This is a genomic window from Natronorubrum halophilum (assembly GCF_003670115.1).
Lineage (GTDB): Archaea > Halobacteriota > Halobacteria > Halobacteriales > Natrialbaceae > Natronorubrum > Natronorubrum halophilum.
Genome location: NZ_QQTY01000004.1, coordinates 29,296 through 47,845, shown reverse-complemented (window position 1 = coordinate 47,845; position 18,550 = coordinate 29,296). Strand labels below are relative to the sequence as shown.

Sequence of the window (18,550 nt, the reverse complement as noted above, 5' to 3'; positions counted from 1 at the left end):
GGCCGGTGCCGTTGCCGTCGCTCGAGCGAGCGGCGGTCGGAGACGCTACTCACAGCACCGTAGCTGTCACAAGGAGTCCAGTCTGCCCTACTCGAGGTCGGGTCAATCGATGTACTGTTGTTCCCACTCTCTCCGGGCTTCGATTTGCTCGTATCCGCTGTCGCTGATCGCGTAGTAGTTCGTTCGTCGGTCGAGTTCTCCCTTCTCGACGAGCTCTTTGTTGACGAGCGTATCGAGATTGGGATACAGTCGGCCGTGATTGATTTCACTGTTGTAATACTTCTCGACTTCGTCTTTTACTTCCTGGCCCGACGGCTGGTCGGCCCCGGCGATCACGTACAGAAGATCGCGTTGAAATCCGGTCAGATCGTCCATGTTACAACCACACCGACAAACCAACTAACCGACTATTTGTTATCGTTCTCGTATCAACTGTTTCTCGGACGTTTTGACGGGCTAACTGAGCCGCTAACGATGATCGGTCCCCCTGGAATTAGTAAGCGGGGACTACAGACGTTCCATCTAGATACATTTCGTTTGACGGCGAGTGTATCCGTTGTGACGTCGGCGTACCCCGTTCCGAGTTCGAGACGTAGCTGACGCCGGCCGAAACCACTCAGCCCGCAGTGACTGCGACTGGGGACGAAGCTATCGCTTCCGAGGTAGTCGTCCGAAGAATGATATTAGGTTTGAAACGCGTTACCGAACGCTAGAAGCCGTGTTACAGGCGGGTGACGTTGGTGGCGCGGGGGCCCTTGGGGGCCTGTTCGATATCGAATTCGATGTCTGTGCCTTCTTCGAGGTCCGGACCGCCAACGTCTTCCATGTGGAAGAAAACGTCATCGTCTGCGTCGTCCGTCTCAATGAAACCGTAGCCGCCTGTGTCGTTGAAGAAATCAACGTTTCCTTTCGCCATTGCGATTCAACAAAACCCCGGGAGACGTATAACAGTTGTGTTATACTCGTCCTCTCGAGAGTCAGACACACACGTGAGCGAAATGGCGTCTCTTCGGGGAGAGTGCCGCTATTTCCACATTTTGAAATTGATAGATGTCAGAGTAGTTTGTTCTTAGATGCGTGAGAAGTGCCCGTCCGGGCCCGTTGCTACCCGTTTCGACTCTCCGTTGTCTGATGTGTTCGATCCGTACGGCTTCCTGAGCCGTCGGTCTCTCGCTCGAGCGGTTCGTATCGGCTGTCTCGAACCGTTTAGGTGGTCTCAGTGGATACGCGATGTGCATGACCCACTCGAACTCGCAGTCCCGGCCATCCGCGGGGCCGATGATCGCGCAGGTAGCGCTGATCGGGCTGTTCGTGACGGCGCTCGTCACGGCACAGCTGACGGCCTCGAAGCTGCTCGCGTTCTCGTTGCCGTTCTCGCTGCCGATCACCGGCGCGGAACTCGTCTTGCCCGGTGCGGCGTTCGCGTACGCGCTCACCTTCCTCGCGAGCGACTGCTACGCGGAACTGTACGGTCGGCGAGCGGCGCAGGTGGTCGTCAACGTTGCCTTCGCGATGAACTTCGTCGTGCTCGCGCTCGTCTGGTCGACGATCGCAGCGCCGGCGGCCGACCCCGACGTTTCCGGGCAGTTCGCGGACGTTCTGGGTGCCTCGACGAATATCGTCCTCGGAAGTCTGCTCGCCTACGTCGTTAGCCAGAACTGGGACGTCGTCGTCTTTCACCGCATCCGGGCGTACACCGGAGCCGACAAACTCTGGCTTCGGAACATCGCCTCGACGGCCAGCAGCCAGGCCATCGACACCGTCATCTTCGTCGCGATTGCCTTCTCGCTCGCGCCCGCGCTGGTGGGCGTCGGCCCCGTCCTCGGCGTCGGCGACCTCCTCGCGTTGATGGTCGGTCAGTACCTCCTGAAACTCGCCATCGCCGTCCTCGATACGCCGGTCGTCTACGCGGTCGTTTCGCTCGTCCGATCGCGAGAGGAGACGACCGCCGACGAGACTCACGCCGCCTGAGTCCGTCTCCGATCTCTCCTCCGTTTCTCCTCGAGTACCGACTCGTCACGGCAAACGAGGAGCGTTTAGTGAATCGGTTGCGAGTGGCCGGTATGGACGAACGCGTACGCGAACACGCCGCAGTGCTGGTCGATTGGAGCGCTCGTGTCGAGGACGGAGACGACGTCGTGCTCGTAGCGGGGCCCGACGCCCACGACCTCGCCGTTGCGGTCGCCGAGGCGCTCGGTGAACGCGGTGCGAACCTGCTCACGATGTACAGCTCCGGGGAAATCAAGCGCGCCTATCTCCGGACCCACGACGGCGACTTCGACGAGAGCCCGGAGTACGAACGCTTGCTGTTCGAACGGGCCGACGTCGTGCTCTCGCTCGGTGGCGGTCGAAATACGAGCGCGACGGCAGACGTTCCCGGCGAGATCCGACAGGCCTACAGTAGCGCCAGGAGCGACATCCGCGAGGCCCGCCTCGACACCCGCTGGATCTCGACGGTTCATCCGACGCGCTCGCTCGCGCAGCAGGCGAACATGGCGTTCGAAGAGTACCAGGACTTCGCATACGACGCCATCTTGCGCGACTGGGAGTCCCTCGCCGAGGAGATGGCACAACTGAAAGCGCTGCTCGATTCGGGATCGGAGGTTCACCTCGTCTCGACGGGCACCGACCTCACCATGCGGATCGACGGCCGCACCGCGGTCAACAGCGCCGCGTCGGTCGCGTACGACTCGCACAACCTCCCTAGCGGCGAAGTCTTTACCGCACCGCACGCCACCGAGGGCGAGGTGACCTTCGACGTCCCGATGACGCTCCACGGGGAATCCGTTCGGAACGTCCGCCTCGAGTTCGAATCCGGCGCGGTGGTCGACTACGACGCCGAGCAAGGCGAGGACGTGATCGCCGAAATCCTCGAGACTGACGACGGTGCGCGCCGTCTCGGCGAACTGGGGATCGGCATGAATCGCGGTATCGACCGCTATACGGACAATATCCTCTTCGACGAGAAGATGGGCGATACGATCCATCTCGCGCTCGGCCGGGCCTACGACGCGAACCTCCCCGACGGCGAGTCGGGAAACGACTCCGCGATCCACGTCGACCTGATCACCGACGTCAGCGAGGACTCGCGACTCGAGATCGACGGGGAAGTCGTGCAGCGAAACGGCCGGTTCCGGTGGGAGTAACGCGGTTTTCGGCCTCCGGTCTCCGAATCGCGACGGTTCGAACGGGTACACATCGAACCGACGCTGTCGGACAGTTACCCGACCGGCGGGCGACGCCCAAGAACTATGCTCGAGAAACCGGTAGAGACAGCCATGTTCGGACGACTGCTCTCGCGGCTTCGCGAGTGGGTTGCGGTGGACGACCCCGAAGAACGAATCGAGGGGTCGGGCGAGCCGATCGCGTCGCCACAACACCGGCGTTCAGCCGAGGCCGAGGGGATGCTTCGCGAGGATCACGAACTATCCGAGGGCGAATCACACCCCCGGCGCGACGAGTAGCATCCGCTTACTCGCTTCCCGTGCGTCGTCAACCGATCCCAAACACTCCCGAAATCGGGACATACTCATATCCCAATCCGACCTCTCATCGAGTCCCGCCATGACCGGTGGCGGCCAGTAACCGGTCGGGGACCCGCTGTTCGTCCCGCACGCGGTCCGCTGCCCGTCATTGCAGCGACCGATGTATCCCGTCGGCCGTAGCCCGTGTCGGCGGAGTCGCCGAGACAGTTCGGGGACTCCAACCCAGTTACGGCCGGCGGCGTACTCCCTTCCACAGTTGTCTACCCGCCCCGCCGGAGGCGGTACGTGTCCGGTACTCGCCGTTTTTATCGCGACCACCGCCCCTCACGGCCGACAGTATCTCGGTTCTCGAGTCCCTACGAACGGTATGCGCGATCAGCTTCGGGCAGGGGCCGCGATCTACAACGCGGGGCACTACCACGCTGCCCACGATGCGTGGGAGGCGTACTGGCTCGACCTCGAGGCCGGCACCGACGACGAGCGACTGCTCCACGGGTTGATCCAGTTCACGGCCGCGGTGCACCACGCCCGCGAGCGCAACTGGGAGGGGGCCACCGGACTGGCGGACAGCGCACTCGAGTACCTCGCCGAGTTGCCCGCGGCGTATCGGGACGTCCGACTCCCGCCAGTGCGGGCGTTCCTCGCGGCCCTCGCGGCCGATCCCGAACTCCTCGAGCGTCGACGACCCGTTCGAATCGAGCACGAAGGGACCGTCCCGTCGCTCGACGCACTCGAGTTCGCGCCGACGGCGGTCGCGGCGACGGTCCTTGCAGACGAGTTCGGACTCGATGCGGAGCCGATCGAGCGAGCCCGGACGTACGCCCGCGCGGATCTCGAGGCCGGCGACGACGACAGCCGGTTCATCACGTTGCTGTTCGATTTCGTCCGCGAGGACGAGCACCGCGGCCTCGTCTATCGGCGACTGACGGACCACGTCGGGCGACGACAGGCCCGCGAGTCGTCCGTCGATGGACTGTTCTGAGCCGCCCCTCGCGGTACGTACCGGCTCACTCGTGTCCGGCGATCGGCAGCGCCGCGTAGGGCTCCTCGAGGTACGCCATCTCGGACGGCGAGAGGTCGATCTCGATCGCTTCGACGGCTTCCTCGAGGTGGTCGACGCTCGTCGTGCCGACGATGGGGGCGTCGACCCGTTCCTTGTGGAGCACCCACGCGAGCGAGATCTGGGCCATCGTCACGCCCTTCTCGGCGGCGAGTTCCTGGACGCGCTCGTTGATCTCCTCGCCGCCGCCCTGGAGGTACGGAATCTGTTCCAGGTACTGATCCGTCCGGCCGCGGGTCGTCGATTCGATTCGATCGTGCGGGCGGGTTCCGACGCCGCGGGCGAGGGGCGACCACGGGGTGACGCCAACGCCCTCCTTCGCACAGAGGGGGAGCATCTCGCGTTCCTCCTCGCGGTAGAAGAGGTTGTAGTGGTTTTGCATCGTCGCGAACCGCTCGAGCCCCAGCCTGTCGCTCGTCCGTAAGGCGTCGGCGAACTGGTGAGCCCACATCGAGGAGGTGCCGACGTACCGTACCGTTCCGCGACGGACCGCGTCGTCGAGCGCCCGAAGGGTGGTTTCGATGGGCGTTTCGGAATCCCACCGATGGGTCTGGTAGAGGTCGATGGTGTCGACCCCGAGTCGATCCAGACTCGCCTCGAGTTCCTGCTCGATGGTCTTCCGGGAGAGGCCGCTCGAGTTCGGGTTGTCCGGATCCATCTCGGCGTACACTTTCGTCGCGATGACGTGTGCGTCCCGATCGTAGCCCGCGAGCGCGTCGCCCAGAATCGCTTCGGATTCGCCCGTCGAGTAGACGTTCGCCGTATCGAAGAAGTTGATTCCGAGGTCGATCGCGCGCTCGATGAGTTCGATGGCCTCCTCGCGCTCGAGCATCCACTCCCGACCGCTGCCGAAACTCATGCAGCCGAGGCCGATGCGACTAACCGACATCCCGGTCGAACCGAGCGTGGTGTACTCCATAGGACCCTCTGCGACGGCCGACCGTTAAAAACGTCGCTGTCCGGCGTCTCGAGTCGCCGGCACTCACGCTCGTCGGGAGTCGTTTCGAGTGCGAAAAACGGACATCGAAGGGCGGAAACGGGGATCGATGGCCAGGTTTGGCCGACCTCAGTTGTGATCCGCGGAGTTGTCCCGCGGCTCGTAGCCGAGCGCCTCCCGAGCGCGCTCGAGCGAGTAGTACTTGCGGTCGTTGTCGGAGATGCCGTAGACGATTTCGTACTCGTAGTCGGCCCGGATACAGCGATCGAACAGGTGCGCGCAGTCCCGATAGGAGAGCCACATCGCTTGCCCGCGCTCGTAGTCGATCGGCGGGTGGCCCTCGGTGAGGTTTCCGATGCGAACGTTGACGACCGAGATGCCGTACTCGTCGTGGTAGTACCGTCCGAGGGCTTCGCCGGCGACTTTCGAGACGCCGTAGAGGTTTCCCGGCCGGGGGAGTTCCGTCCCGTCGAGCAGGTAGTCGTCGTGCGTGCGGTACAGATCGGGCGTTCGCTCGTCGGTCTCGAAGGCCCCGACGGCGTGGTTCGAGGAGGCGAAGGCGAACTTCTCGACGCCGGCGTCGACGGCGGCCTCGAAGACCGTCTGTGTCCCGTCGATGTTGTTCGTCAGGACGCTGTCCCACGGGGCGGTTTTTCGGGGGTCGCCCGCGAGATGGAGGACGACGTCGATCCCCTCCATCGCCTCGCGGACGGCCTCGTCGTCGGTGATGTCCGCGACGACGAACTCGCCCGGCTGCTCGTCCGTCGGCGGATCGCGATCCAGCAATCGCCACTCGTGTTCGTCCGCGAGGCCGTCGAGGATCGCCTCTCCGACGCGCCCCGCAGCCCCCGTCAGCAGGACCGACTGTGCCATTCGTTCGGTGTGAGGGAAAGCGGCGATAAGTACCATGCGGTTCCGCGTCGTCGCGATCGGCGGTGCCGCGCGCCCAGTCCGCGGCGGTGCGGGCTGAGTCGCGGCCTGACGCCGTTCGAGGCCGTCGCGAACGAGGCGAGTGATAGACGCACGTCGCGTCTTCCGCTGGACGAGCGGGCACCGCAATCCCCTTCCCGACCGCGCTCGAGCACTCGCGTATGTCGACAGACGAGACGCCGACCGACGCCGAGGCCGCCTGCTTCGAGGCGGGCATCAAGTTCGGCACGCTCTACCACCAGTTCGCCGGCACGCCGATCTCGCCGGACAGCGCCTCGAGCCTCGCGACGGCGATGGAGGAAGCCATCGAGAACCAGCCCCACTGTACCGACGTGACCGTCGACGTCCGGATCGATGAACTCGAGGCCGCGCTCGCGGCGTCCACCGCCGACTACACCGAACTGACGGGCCGGTTTCTCGAAGTCGAGATCGTCGTCGACTACGAGGGCTGTGAAGTCCGCACGCGTATGGAGATGGAAGACGGTTATCCGCTGATGCGCATCGAGTCGATTCACGGTCGATAACGACGCCGGCGAGCGCAATCCTGTCGGTAGACTGTCGTGTAACGCCCCTTCGGCGACTCGTCGAAACGGAGACGGCCAGCGTCCTTCTTTTCGAAATCTATCCGTCGATGCGGCAGTATCGCCCCGCTCGAGTTCGTTTTCACTTTCACTTTCGGGCGACCTTTTAACCTCGGTCCCCGTGAAGGCAAAGACATGAGTCAAGCGACACTCGGTGACGACGAGGAACTGTTCGGCGAAGCCGCCAACGAGATGCGCGAGGACGTTGAATCGTCGCTCGAGAGCGCGTGGGAGGGGCTTCCGAGCTCCGACGACGTCTGGGAGACCGACGCCGACAACGTACTGGGCGTGCTCAACGGCCTCAAGTCCGCGCTGGACGCCGGCGACGCCGAAGACCACCTCCGCGACGCCAAGAAGTGGTTCACGATGGGCCAGCGGGCCGACGCCTTCGAAGACGCCGACGATCTCGAGGAGGAGATCGCCGACCTCGAGGAGGCGATCGAGGGCATCGCCGATGCGGGCGAACAGGTCGGCGAACTCACCTCGACGATTCCGGCGCTTCGCGGGACGCTACAGGACGCCGGGCCTGCCGAAGACGACGATGCGGACGAGGCAGAGGCGGACGACGTCGACAAAGAGGAGGAGGACGAGGAGTAAGCCGAGCCAGCCGTCGTTCACCGCTCCCGTCGCACGCGTAGCCTCCCGCCACGCGACCCACCGATGCCGCCGAGTTCGTCCGACGCGTCCAGCGCTATCGACGCTCGGGCCGCGAAACGTCACGCTCGGCGACGGCCTCGAGCAGTCGGGCCAGCGCGTCGCCCGCCAACTCCAGTAGTTCTTCGCCCCGCTGTTCGTCCCCGTCCCGGGGATCGCCGACGACGCCGTTTTCCGTAAACTCCGCCGCGTCGTAGGCCAGATTGGTGTGGCTGACCCACTCGCCCCAGCTATCGGCACCGCCGGCGCTCGCCTCCTCGATCCGATCGTCGCGAACCAGTTCCGGCTCGCAGTGGCGCAGGAGGGCGGTCTCGAGCGGGCCGCCGTGGCCCATCTCGGCGGCGTGCTCGCCGACGGCCTCGAACCACGTGAAGGGAACGGCGTAGGCCTCGCCGTCGCGGGTGACGGTGCCGCCGACCTCTCGTACGGCGTCGACGTTGCCGCCGTGGCCGTTGACGATGATGACGCGATCGAAGCCGTGGGAGGCGAGGCTCTCGACGACCTCGCGGACGTAGTTTCGGAACGTTTCCTCGGAAACCCACATCGTGCCGGGGAACTGTCGGTGTTCCTCGGCGACACCGACCGGGATCGCCGGTGCGCGAACGGCCTCGTGGTCGAATCGCTCGAGACCAGCGTCGGCGACCGCTTCCGCCGTCACGACGTCCGTGCCGAGCGGGGCGTGGGGGCCGTGTTGTTCCGTGCTGCCGACGGGAACGACGGCGAGATCCGTCTCGAGGTCCCGAACGTCCGTCCACGTCGCGTCGCGTAGGTCCATGCGGGAGTACTCCCGCGGGGCGGATATGAAACTCCCGGTGGCCGTGGCGAATCGCCGCGGGATAGTGACCTTGCAACTGCCGCTCCGACCGTTACCGTGTCGTGTCTCGAACCGAACAGCATGTTTCGCGGTGGCGACGTACTCGAGGCCGTCCACGACTCCGTTCCGGAGTGGGTGCTCCTTCTGGCAGCGCTGGTGACGCGTCTCGGCGACGTCTGGATCGTCATTTCGGTCGCGATCGCGGCCTCGTGGGTGCTGACGTGGGGCCGAGCCAACGCCGACTCCCATCGGCAGGAACACGCGGACTCGTCCCGCGACGCACCGACTCACGGCTCCGCGTGCTGGCTCGTCGGCGTCGTCGTTGGCGGACTGGCCGCGATGACCGCGCTGAAATACCTCTTCGCGCTCCCGCGGCCGGAACTCGTCGCAGCGACCCCTGCGGTGCTGCCGACCGCCCTCGAGTCGACGTACGTTTCGACGGTGACGGTGGGTGGCTACGGCCTCCCGAGCGGGCACGCCATCGGGGCAACCGTCGCCTACGGACTGTTGGCGCTGACGATACGGACCGGTACGCGACGGGTTCGGCTCGCAGTCGCGGCCGTTCTCGTGGGCGCGATCAGCCTCTCTCGAGTGGTGCTCGCCGTCCACTACCCGGCTGATATCGTCGCCGGAATCGCCGTCGGCGTCGGCTACCTCGCGGCGATCTTGTGGCTCCTCGAGCGCTCCCCGTTCGATCGGACGAGCACGGCGTTCGCGTCGGCGCTCGGCCTCGCGCTCGTCGCGATGGCCGTCAGCGGTTCCGGGGGTCGCTCGGTGACGTACGCCGCGCTCGCCGCCGGGGGGCTCGCCGCGTGGTCGATCGGTCGGCCGCGACCTCGATCGCCGCCGACGCCGCGAACGACGTATCACGCCGAAACGGCAACGACTGCACTCGCGCTGCTCGCCGGTCTCGTCGTCCTCGAGGGCGGGCCGATGACGGTCGTCCCGGCTGCGGCCCTCGGTGCGCTCGCGATCGCACCAGCGCTGGTGGTTCCGCGGTGGTCGACGTGAGCCCGATGGGACCGCTCACATCGCACGACTCACGGTGCGACCAGCGCGTCGAGACGGCCGATTCGGTGGCGAACGCAGGGCCAACCGGTTTCCGACGCCTCGCCAACACACGAGTATGGCAGACGACAATCGCCAACTCGGCGTCGAACTCGGCGACCTCGGCGACCAGCTCGAGTCGGCCGACTACCCGCTCAGCGAGGACGAACTGCTCGAGACGTACGGGGACGAGGAGATCGAGATGGAGGACGAAACGGCGACGCTCGAGGAACTCATCGCGCCGTTGAACGAGGACGAGTACAGAGACTACGGCGAGGTCGAACAGGCGATCATGAACATGGTCGGCGACGAAGCGATCGGGCGGAAGAACTACAGCGACCGCACGCCGCCCGCGGCGGGCGAGGATCGACAGGACGAGGGTGCGCCGGAGCAAGACGACCAGCGCGAACAGGAGTCCTTCTGAAGGCGAACGGCGCGGACGCCGTAACGAGTGGCAGGGAAGAACAGTTCAAGTTGTCTGAGCCACTAGACGTAGGCGACGACCGACCGATATGACTGCGACAAACTCTCCATCAATACCGGCTGACACGTACGAGGAACTCATCGACGCGACGCTCATCGCACTCTCCAAGAAGGGGTACGTCAATCTGCGGGTCCGGGATATCGACGCCGAATTTCCGAAGAGTCGCCAGCTCATCCACCACTACTTCGACGGCAAGGACGAGCTGGTGACCGAGACGCTCTCGGTCCTCGTCGACCACCACTCCGAGGAGTTAGACAGCTCGGTCGACGACGATCCGCTGACGAAACTGACGAGCGAAATCGATCGGATCCTCCTGGGAACGGGGGTGGACGAGTTCGATTACTGGACGTTCGCGACGGCGCTGTACGAAATCATGGCCCAGTCTCACCACAATCCGGATCATCAAGAGCTAATCAACCGACTCACCGACCGCTCAGTCGATCACTTCAGCGCCATCATGCAGGAGGGTATCGATCAGGGCGTCTTCGACGACGTCGATACCGTCCGCCTCGCGAAGGTGATCGACGACCTCATCACCGGAGCGCAATGCAAGAAAATCTTTCTCGGCAACGACGACGCGCTCCTCGAGACACGAGAGATGATTGATCGGCTCGTGATCGCCGAGTTGAACCCGTCCGATCCTTCGACGGCGAACTGAGCCCTCGAGCGCTCGGTCGTTGAGTGCGGCATACACTTCTGTTCCCGTCGATCTACCCGCCGAACGGATCGGAACAGTTATGATATTTCCCGTTTGGGAAAGTATAGGTGAACTAATGACTGCGATACAAACGAGTGCACTCGCTCGGCGATTCGGAGACGTCACGGCCGTCGAGTCGCTCGACCTCCACGTCGAAGCCGGCGAGGCCTACGGCTTTCTCGGTCCGAACGGTGCCGGCAAGTCGACGACGATCAATATGCTCCTCGGATTCACGCCGCCGTCGTCGGGGTCGGGAACGGTACTCGGCTACGACATCGAAGACGAGTCGCTCGCGATCCGACAATCGATCGGGGTCCTTCCGGAAGACTTCGGCATGTACGAGCGCCTCACCGCTCGAAAGCACGTCCAGTTCGCCATCGATACGAAAGGCGCAACCGACGACCCCGACGACCTCCTGGCGCGCGTGGGACTGGCCGAGGCCGCCGACAGAAAGGCCGGCGGCTTCTCGACGGGCATGAAACAGCGCGTCGCGCTCGCGATGGCCCTCGTCGGCGAGCCTGACCTGCTCATTCTCGACGAGCCCTCCTCCGGGATCGATCCCAACGGCGCTCGAGAGATGCGTGCGATCATTCAGGAGGAACTCGACCGGGGCGCGACGGTCTTCTTCTCGAGTCACATCATGGAACAGGTCGAAGCGATCTGCGACCGCATCGGAATCATGAACGGCGGCCGACTCGTCGCCGAGGATTCCATCGACGCGCTCAAAGACCAGTTCGACGCCGAATCCCGTCTCACGCTGACCGTCGACGCCGTCCCCGACGGAATCGCGCGCACGCTCGAAGCGATCGACGGCGTACACGATGTCCGTGTCGACGGGGCGGATATCGTAACGACGGTTGCGAACCCGCGATCGAAGGCCGTAGTTATCAACGCGGTCGAAGACGCGGGCGGCGTGGTCGCCGATATCACCGCCGAGGACCACTCGCTCGACGATCTGTTCGCGGCGTTTACGACCGGTGAGGGCGCACGCCCCAGCGGTCACCAACCGCCTCAGACCGACGACCTCATCGAGGAGGTCGACGCATGACCTGGGCCCGGATCGCCCGGAAGGACTTCGAAGACGCGAGTCGAGCGATGACGCTCTGGATACTGACCGCGCTGATGATCCTGCTCGTCGCCGGCATCTCGTCGATCCCCCACCTCATTCACACCCCCGGACAGGGGCCTGCCCCCGGGTTCGACGAGGCGATAAGCTTCCTGTTCTCGGTGGTCGTGACGATGGCCTCGATCATCGCCCTCGTCGTCGGCTATCAGTCTATCGTCGGGGAACGCGAGTCCGGGAGCATTCGCTTTCTGCTCGGCCTGCCGAACACCCGCCTCGACGTCGTCGTCGGGAAGGTGCTCGGTCGGGCAGCCGTCGTCGCCGTCCCGACGGTGATCGGCTTCGCCGTCGGTGGCGTCGTGATCGCGATCCTCTACGACGGCTTCGACATCGCGACCTACGCCGGTCTCCTCGCGTTCTCGCTCCTCGTGGGTCTGGTGTACGTCTCCCTCGCCGTCGGCGTCTCCGCGAGCGTCGACACGCGCGCGAAGGCGGTCGCCGGCGTGCTCGGCGTCTACATCATCTCCGACTGGCTCTGGTGGGTCGTCCCGATGGCGATCTACTGGCTTCTCGAGCGCGAACTGCCCGGCGGTACCGATCTCCCCGTCTGGTACCTTTTCGTCGAACGCTTGGGTATCTGGGAACCGCTCGCCGCGATCTCCGGCACGATCGTCGAGATCCCCGGTTCCGAGACCGTCTCGCCGGCGGATCGACTCGCCGGAGACGTTCCGTTCTTCCTCGAGCCCTGGTTCGCCTGGGCGTTCGTCGCTGCCTGGATCCTGGTTCCGCTCGCGATCGGTTACTATCGGTTCAATCGGACCATACTCAGCTGATTTTCGAGCGGGTTCCGATCTCGAGAAGAGGGCGTTTCCGCCGGCGCGTCCGTTATTTCGCCGGTTTGATCGCTCAGTCGTCGTCATCGCCGGCTTCCGTGCGTGCGGTCCGGCGTTGGGCGCGTTCGATGAACTCCTGTGGCAATTCCTCGATTTCGCCGGCCTGGACGCCCCAGAGGTGCGAGTACAGGCCGCCGTTTTCCAGTAGCTGGTCGTGGGTGCCGCGTTCGACGATTTCGCCGCCCTCGAGCACGAGGATCTGGTCGGCGTCCTTGATCGTCGAGAGGCGGTGGGCGATGGCGAAGGTTGTCCGATCCTCGGTCAGGTCGTCGATCGAGCGCTGGATGAGCATCTCGGTCTCGGTGTCGACGTCGCTGGTGGCTTCGTCGAGCACCAGGATATCCGGATCCTTGAGCACGGCGCGGGCGATGGCGACGCGCTGGCGCTGGCCGCCCGAGAGTTTGACGCCGCGCTCGCCGACCATCGTGTCGTAGCCCGCGGGCAGGTTCTGGATGAACTCGTGGGCCTCCGCCGCTTTGGCCGCCGCGACGATCTCCTCCCTGTCCGCGTCGAAGGAGCCGTAGGTGATGTTCTCCTCGACGGTACCGTAGAAGAGGAACGACTCCTGGCCGACGTAGCCCATCGACTGGCGAAGGCTCGGCAGCGAGACCTCGCGGATGTCCTGTCCGTCGACTCGGATCGCCCCCTCGTTGACGTCGTAGAGTCGAAGCAGCAGTTTCAGGACGGTCGACTTCCCGGCTCCCGTCGGGCCGACGAGTGCGAGCGTCTCGCCGCCATCGACCTCGAACGAGATGTCGTCGATGATCCTTTCGTCGTCGCTCACGTCGCGGAACCGCGTGCGCTCTTGTGCGGACGATTCCTCGCGATCCGCGTCGGCGTAGTCGTCTTCGTAGGCGAAGCTCACGTGCTCGTACTCGACGCGTCCGTCCGACACTTCGAGGTCGTCCGCTCCTTCGTCGCGTTCGATCCGGCCCGTCTCGTCCATCAGGCCGAAGATGCGCTCGCTCGAGGCTTCTGCGCGCTGGTACATGTTGATGACCTGGCCGAACTGCGCCATCGGCCAGACGAGTTGCTGGGTGAAGAGGATGAACGCGACGAAGGTCCCGGTCTGGAGGGTGCCCGTAAACGGTCCGGGGGCGGTTCCCGTGAAGACCCAGTAGCCACCGACGGCGAACGTCAGGACGAAACCGATCCCCGAAATCAACTGCAGGCCGGGGAAAAAGCGAATGCGCAACCAGATCGCCTCCCAGTTCGTGTCGTAGTAGTTCCGGGAGACGTCGTCGACTCGCTCCGACTCGTACCCCTCGGTGTTCGAGGACTTGATGACCCCGATCCCGCCGAGGTTGTTCTCGAGTCGCGAGTTCACCTTCCCGACCGAGGAGCGGACGGCGGCGTATTTGGGCTGGATCTTCTTGACGAAGATGTAGGTGAAGACCCCGATCAACGGCACGGGTGCCAGCGAGATTAGTGCCAGTTGCGGGTTGAGCCAGAACAGCAGGAAGCCGATACCGACGACCATCACGATCAGCCGAGTCGCCGAGTTCATCCCCTCGTTGAGAAACCGCTCGAGCTGGTTGACGTCGTTCGAGAGGACCGACATCATCTCGCCGGTCTGCTTCGAGGCGAAAAACTCCATGTCCAGGCGCTGCATCTTGTCGTACGTCGCGGTCCGGACGTCGTGTTGGATCTCCTGCGAGAAGGCGTTGAAGCCCCAGTTTCGTAGCCAGTGAAAGAGCGCCCCGAGGACGAACGACGACGCGATGGCGATCGCGACGAACCAGAACTGGCCTTCCTGGGTCGCCGGCAGCCACGCTTCGGGGAGGACCACCAGCGGGACCTGTTCTGCAAAGACCGCCTCGCCGAAGATGGCGTCGATCGCAACTGCGAGGAGGAGGGCGGGCAGCAGATCCAGCGCCCGTGCGAGCACGCTCGAGATGAGCCCGACGGTAACGGTGAACCAGTACGGACGGCCGTACTCGAACAACAGCCGGCGCATCGGGCTCTCGACTTGCTCCCGCTGATCCTCGAACGGGTCGTCTTCGTCCCAGTCGACGTCCTGCATTACGTTCGTCTCGGGGGTCGTTGCCAATAAGGGTTTGCTACGAATCGAAACAGTGTCTCTCCCGGTCGTTCAGTGACTCATTCGTACTCGATCTCGACCTCGTCACCGACGTCCATTCCCGTCTCGTTCGCGTACCCCCGCGGGACCTCGAGCACCCATCGAGCGCGGCCCTCGTACTCGAGGCCGTTTCCGTTCTCGCCCGCTTCGGGAGCTCTCGCGCCTTCGATCGCCGTGATCTCGCCACCGGCGTCGATGAAGACGATGTCGATGTCGAACTCCATGTCCCGCATGACGTAGGTTCGCTCGTCCTCGCTCGAGTGGACGAACAGCATTCCGTCGCCGTCTTCGAGCGAGTCGTGATCGCTCAGCCCGGTGTAGCGCTCGGCTGGGGTGTCCGCGACCTTGGCGTCGACGGCCGCGAGTTCGTCGCCGGTGTCGCCGTCGAGAACGCGGACCTCGGCCTGGTCCTCGGCCCACGGCGGGGAAACGAGCCCGATCTGGAGGACGAGCAAGCCGATGACGGCGACAACGACGATGGCCAGCAGCGCCTTCCAGACGCGCTCGAGAACCATGGCGGATGTTCCGACGGGAGAAAGTAAAGGTTATTCGGACGGGGGCACAGGGTTCGAGTACGGGCTCGTGGTCTAGCTGGTTATGACGCGGCCTTTACAAGGCCGAGGTCGGTGGTTCGAACCCGCCCGAGCCCACTTCGATTCTGCGACGAACGGACGTGAGGAGTGAATCGTAGCGCGAGTGGCGGTTCGAAGTAGACGAGACGCGCGCAACGAAGTGAGCACGTCTCGGCGTAGTTCGAACCCGCCCGAGCCCATTTCTGTCGAACGATTCCGCGAGCCACACGACGAGACCGACTACGCGCCACCCCTCTCGAGATGAACGCCGAGCACGATCAGAACCCAGCTCACTCCGAGATGGATCGCTCCCGCCGGTCGGTTCCGTGCACGAATCGCGACGCGTCCCCCAACCGACGTTTCGCGCGGGTAATTCGATGCTACACCGTCACCATCGTCCGTGAGACACCGGAACTCGCTCCGGGAACGGCGTCATCGCTGGCGGTCACAATTGTTGCATTCTCCGGCCGAAAAATGCGGGGTCCTTCGAGCCAACCCGTTCTCGCTAAGCCGCCACTATCCCCGTCCGCACCGTTCGAAAACGAGTAGTCAGTGCTTGAGTCGTGCGACGTTCTCCCGAATCTGTCCGAGCAAACCGTCGCCGGATTCCGTCTGGAGGGCGGCGTGCAACGTCGAATTCTCCGGTTCGTCTTTGACAACGATTCGGAGATAGGGCTCGAGTTGCGTGAAGTTCGACGAGAGGATGACGGTGTGGTTATCCTCGTTGTGGTCGACGACGCCCGCATCGGCCAGTTTCGGGACGTGACACTGCACCGAGGAGACGTACACGCTCTTGTACTCGTTTTTGGCGACCTCGTCCGGCGGGACGTCGTGTTCCCAGCCGGCGACCTGCTCGGACAGCGTGGAGAGTTCGATTGGGCCGTCCTGCCCGCGAAGCGCGTAGAGGAGGTAGCGCCGGCGACGGTTCGCCAGCAACTCGAGGATGGTATCTGCAGAGAGTTCTTGTGCCCCCTGACTCGAGGTAAGTGCTTCCATAACACGATATTACCCGCCAGAGCGGAAAAGGGTGTCTTGAATATCTAAAAATCCAACAGACCGGAGCCGTGGGTTGGTAAACGGGTGCGTATTTCTGTCGTTACTGCGTGATATGTGTGCCTACCAGCGGAGCGAACGGGAGACTAGCAGGATCGACGCGGTCGGTCGAACGACGGCTCCGATTCGAAATCCTTTTTTATACGATGGACGGAGGTAGAGATGCGCCGCCTTAGCTCAGACTGGGAGAGCACTCGACTGAAGATCGAGCTGTCCCCGGTTCAAATCCGGGAGGCGGCATATTCTGCGGCGACGAACGAAGTGAGGAGACGTAGAAACGACGCCTTCCGGATTTTGAACCCTGGAAGTCGCAGCGCTCGAGCGGAGCGAGAGCGGCCGTCTTCCTTCGGTTCAAATCCGGGAGGTGGCATACCTCTTCTACTCCTTCGGGTTTTCTCGCTCACTACGCCCGCTACGGGAATCTCTCGGTCGCAAAAACCAGGTGAGAGCACCTCGACGCGACCGACGGGAGCGTCGAGTGAAACCGCGACTCACTTCGCTCGCCGTGGTACGCTGACGCTCCTGAACCGTATCGGCAAAAAGCTTATGCAGAACATCACGTATTAATTTTTTGATGAGAAAACGTGCTTTCCTCGCGACGTTTACAGGCTCAGCTCTACTGCTTTCGGCTGGTTGTCTCTCGAACTCGTCGCAATCTCAAGCTTGCGATACTGTTGAGATTACCCGAGCGTCCGTATCCGTGGAATACGGGTGTGGTGCCGGTCCAATCAGAACAGGGAGCATAGAGGGACAAGCAGAGGACTGCAACGCGGAACTAATCCTCGAAATCGTTGACGAGGAAATTATTGAGGAAGTTACCTTCGAGACCAACAATGGTAGGTGGTCGGTCGATTTCGGCGAGGGACCAGGCGGTGAGGGACCAGAACACGTACGGACGATTCCCGGTCCAGGCGACAAACGTGTACGGATTCGTGGCCCAGATAGGGAGATTCTTGCTTCGGAACAACTCACCGTTTCTCACTATCTGGATTCGCCAACCCTCGATGTTTGGCGACCTGAGTTCGAGCCTGAGACAGTGTCAGTCGGCGAGGACGTCACGGTGGTATTCAGCATTGCAACGTTCGGTGCTGAGACGTCATTTACTGCCGCACTTCTGGTCGACGGCGAAGCGATCGAAACTCGCGACGGAACGGTTGACAGTGGTACAGACTGTCAATATGCCAGCGGCCCGGAGTACGAGTTCAGTTACACCTTCGAGGAACCGGGTGAGCACGAACTGGCAGGCAGAATCACCGTCGACGGTTCATCAATGGGAGGTGACACTAGGTCGATTGGAACGGTGACCGTGACCCAGGACACAGTAGGTTCAAATCCGGGAAACAGCACCCTATCACCGACCGATTGACGACAGACAGCGCCCACACCCACTGTGACTCGCTCCCGTCGCCTCCGTGCCCTTTCAGTCGATGAACAGACCTGTGCCGGGGATTTCGTCCGCCCCATCTGGGAGTTCGTCGAACCAGTCAGCCGCCTCGACGGCATCACCTTCGGGAGTCGCTGCCTCGAGGTCGTCGGTACCGGACACGGCGGAGGCGCTGAAGATGACGAAGGCTCGCGACGCCGTTTGTGTCCCGTTGTCCGTCCGGACGCTGATATCCCAGACGCCTTCGATCGCGTCGAGTGCAACGGCGAGTCCGATGGTTTTCGAGATGTGCGCCGCGATTGCTGTGGCGAAATCCTCTTCCGGACCGACGGGGGCGACGGGGATCTTCCACGAGCAGGTGTCGGTGAGCCGTCGGAGTAGAACCTCGCCGTCGCGGTTCGTGATGCCGACACCAGCGAGGTCGGCGAGGGCAGCGACTTGCTCGACGATCTCCGCATCGACCACGTCCGTCTCCTCGTGAAACGGGACGTCGTCGCGTTCACGCAGCGATTCGTGGTCGATGATCGGTTCGATGGCGGTCGGCGAAGACGCGTCTCCAGCGTGGTGGCTTGTCATTGATCAGGTAGCTGCGATCGTTCTGGGCGGCGGCTGATTCCGTGTTGTACCCCTGTCGGTAGGTTCTGTGTGCGTGTGTCGTGAACTGAGTCGTCGATCGACGGCGGTACGAACGCCGATACGCTCCTATCGCAAACCTCTCAAAATAATGTATCGATTCTGTCAGGATGTAGAGTAGATCGCATAAATACGCCGTTTGAGGCGACAAACGCGGCGTTATGGGCAGTTAACATATCCTCA

The 18,550-nt window shown here is 63.4% G+C and carries 21 protein-coding genes and 2 tRNA genes; 14 read left to right on the top strand and 9 right to left on the bottom strand.

Translation table 11 applies throughout. The annotated features are described in order from the left end of the window. Positions 1–102: 102 nt before the first annotated feature. Both DWB23_RS15700 and DWB23_RS15695 read right to left on the bottom strand, forming a co-directional pair. Positions 103–375 (bottom strand): PadR family transcriptional regulator, encoded by a 273-nt coding sequence (locus DWB23_RS15700; RefSeq protein WP_121743750.1) that lies wholly within the window; start codon positions 373–375, stop codon positions 103–105. A gap of 346 nt (positions 376–721) precedes the next feature. Beyond that, complete coding sequence (locus DWB23_RS15695; RefSeq protein WP_006187181.1) at positions 722–916, bottom strand: cold-shock protein; 195 nt, start codon at positions 914–916, stop codon at positions 722–724. 320 nt (positions 917–1,236) lie between these two features. Between DWB23_RS15695 and DWB23_RS15690 the strand changes: the two genes are divergently transcribed. The 4 genes from DWB23_RS15690 (at position 1,237) to DWB23_RS15675 (ending at position 4,467) form a co-directional block, all read left to right on the top strand. Further along, positions 1,237–1,971: a queuosine precursor transporter gene (locus DWB23_RS15690; protein ID WP_121743749.1), complete on the top strand. Its 735-nt coding sequence runs from the start codon at positions 1,237–1,239 to the stop codon at positions 1,969–1,971. 92 nt (positions 1,972–2,063) lie between these two features. Continuing rightward, positions 2,064–3,146: an aminopeptidase gene (locus DWB23_RS15685; RefSeq protein WP_121743748.1), complete on the top strand. Its 1,083-nt coding sequence runs from the start codon at positions 2,064–2,066 to the stop codon at positions 3,144–3,146. 132 nt (positions 3,147–3,278) lie between these two features. Further along, a complete protein-coding gene (locus DWB23_RS15680; RefSeq protein ID WP_121744301.1) occupies positions 3,279–3,464 on the top strand; it encodes a hypothetical protein in 186 nt (61 codons plus the stop codon). Positions 3,465–3,852: 388 nt separating this feature from the next. After that, complete coding sequence (locus tag DWB23_RS15675; RefSeq protein ID WP_121743747.1) at positions 3,853–4,467, top strand: DUF309 domain-containing protein; 615 nt, start codon at positions 3,853–3,855, stop codon at positions 4,465–4,467. Between the two features lie 25 nt (positions 4,468–4,492). Here DWB23_RS15675 and DWB23_RS15670 read toward each other — a convergent pair whose 3' ends face one another. Then, on the bottom strand, positions 4,493–5,464 hold the full coding sequence (locus tag DWB23_RS15670) for an aldo/keto reductase (protein WP_121743746.1): 972 nt from the start codon (positions 5,462–5,464) through the stop codon (positions 4,493–4,495). A 147-nt stretch (positions 5,465–5,611) separates the two neighbouring features. Beyond that, complete coding sequence (gene azf, locus DWB23_RS15665) at positions 5,612–6,355, bottom strand: NAD-dependent glucose-6-phosphate dehydrogenase Azf (protein ID WP_121743745.1); 744 nt, start codon at positions 6,353–6,355, stop codon at positions 5,612–5,614. Positions 6,356–6,573: 218 nt separating this feature from the next. Between azf and DWB23_RS15660 the strand changes: the two genes are divergently transcribed. Together DWB23_RS15660 and DWB23_RS15655 are read left to right on the top strand one after the other, a co-directional pair. Beyond that, entirely contained in the window at positions 6,574–6,936 is a 363-nt protein-coding gene (locus DWB23_RS15660) for a dihydroneopterin aldolase family protein (protein WP_121743744.1), read from the top strand. Between the two features lie 192 nt (positions 6,937–7,128). Continuing rightward, positions 7,129–7,590, top strand: coding sequence for a DUF5790 family protein (locus DWB23_RS15655; protein WP_121743743.1), 462 nt, complete (start codon positions 7,129–7,131; stop codon positions 7,588–7,590). Positions 7,591–7,684: 94 nt separating this feature from the next. Here DWB23_RS15655 and DWB23_RS15650 read toward each other — a convergent pair whose 3' ends face one another. Continuing rightward, on the bottom strand, positions 7,685–8,422 hold the full coding sequence (locus DWB23_RS15650) for a creatininase family protein (RefSeq protein WP_121743742.1): 738 nt from the start codon (positions 8,420–8,422) through the stop codon (positions 7,685–7,687). A 120-nt stretch (positions 8,423–8,542) separates the two neighbouring features. Between DWB23_RS15650 and DWB23_RS15645 the strand changes: the two genes are divergently transcribed. The 5 genes from DWB23_RS15645 (at position 8,543) to DWB23_RS15625 (ending at position 12,585) form a co-directional block, all read left to right on the top strand. Continuing rightward, complete coding sequence (locus DWB23_RS15645; RefSeq protein WP_121743741.1) at positions 8,543–9,472, top strand: phosphatase PAP2 family protein; 930 nt, start codon at positions 8,543–8,545, stop codon at positions 9,470–9,472. Between the two features lie 115 nt (positions 9,473–9,587). Continuing rightward, positions 9,588–9,932 carry a DUF5789 family protein gene (locus DWB23_RS15640; protein WP_121743740.1) on the top strand — a complete coding sequence of 115 codons (345 nt, stop codon included), beginning with the start codon at positions 9,588–9,590 and terminating at the stop codon, positions 9,930–9,932. An 88-nt stretch (positions 9,933–10,020) separates the two neighbouring features. Then, entirely contained in the window at positions 10,021–10,650 is a 630-nt protein-coding gene (locus tag DWB23_RS15635) for a TetR/AcrR family transcriptional regulator (RefSeq protein ID WP_121743739.1), read from the top strand. Between the two features lie 115 nt (positions 10,651–10,765). After that, positions 10,766–11,737 carry an ABC transporter ATP-binding protein gene (locus tag DWB23_RS15630; RefSeq protein ID WP_121743738.1) on the top strand — a complete coding sequence of 324 codons (972 nt, stop codon included), beginning with the start codon at positions 10,766–10,768 and terminating at the stop codon, positions 11,735–11,737. Further along, a complete protein-coding gene (locus tag DWB23_RS15625; protein WP_121743737.1) occupies positions 11,734–12,585 on the top strand; it encodes an ABC transporter permease subunit in 852 nt (283 codons plus the stop codon). The genes DWB23_RS15630 and DWB23_RS15625 overlap by 4 nt, the downstream gene beginning before the upstream one ends. 73 nt (positions 12,586–12,658) lie before the next feature. Here DWB23_RS15625 and DWB23_RS15620 read toward each other — a convergent pair whose 3' ends face one another. Together DWB23_RS15620 and DWB23_RS15615 are read right to left on the bottom strand one after the other, a co-directional pair. Further along, a complete protein-coding gene (locus tag DWB23_RS15620) occupies positions 12,659–14,668 on the bottom strand; it encodes an ABC transporter ATP-binding protein (protein ID WP_121743736.1) in 2,010 nt (669 codons plus the stop codon). 77 nt (positions 14,669–14,745) lie between these two features. After that, on the bottom strand, positions 14,746–15,240 hold the full coding sequence (locus DWB23_RS15615) for a DUF192 domain-containing protein (RefSeq protein WP_121743735.1): 495 nt from the start codon (positions 15,238–15,240) through the stop codon (positions 14,746–14,748). Between the two features lie 61 nt (positions 15,241–15,301). Here DWB23_RS15615 and DWB23_RS15610 point away from each other — a divergent pair. Further along, positions 15,302–15,375, top strand: a tRNA-Val gene (locus DWB23_RS15610). A 471-nt stretch (positions 15,376–15,846) separates the two neighbouring features. Here DWB23_RS15610 and DWB23_RS15605 read toward each other — a convergent pair. Continuing rightward, the gene (locus DWB23_RS15605; protein ID WP_121743734.1) at positions 15,847–16,293 is read right to left on the bottom strand and encodes a DUF7344 domain-containing protein; all 447 of its coding nucleotides are present in this window, start codon (positions 16,291–16,293) and stop codon (positions 15,847–15,849) included. A 223-nt stretch (positions 16,294–16,516) separates the two neighbouring features. Between DWB23_RS15605 and DWB23_RS15600 the strand changes: the two genes are divergently transcribed. Both DWB23_RS15600 and DWB23_RS15595 read left to right on the top strand, forming a co-directional pair. After that, positions 16,517–16,590 (top strand) — tRNA-Phe (locus DWB23_RS15600). A 334-nt stretch (positions 16,591–16,924) separates the two neighbouring features. Beyond that, positions 16,925–17,716 carry a cupredoxin domain-containing protein gene (locus tag DWB23_RS15595; RefSeq protein ID WP_238717479.1) on the top strand — a complete coding sequence of 264 codons (792 nt, stop codon included), beginning with the start codon at positions 16,925–16,927 and terminating at the stop codon, positions 17,714–17,716. A gap of 54 nt (positions 17,717–17,770) precedes the next feature. Here DWB23_RS15595 and DWB23_RS15590 read toward each other — a convergent pair whose 3' ends face one another. Further along, entirely contained in the window at positions 17,771–18,310 is a 540-nt protein-coding gene (locus DWB23_RS15590; protein WP_121743733.1) for an NUDIX hydrolase, read from the bottom strand. Between the last annotated feature and the right edge of the window lie 240 nt (positions 18,311–18,550).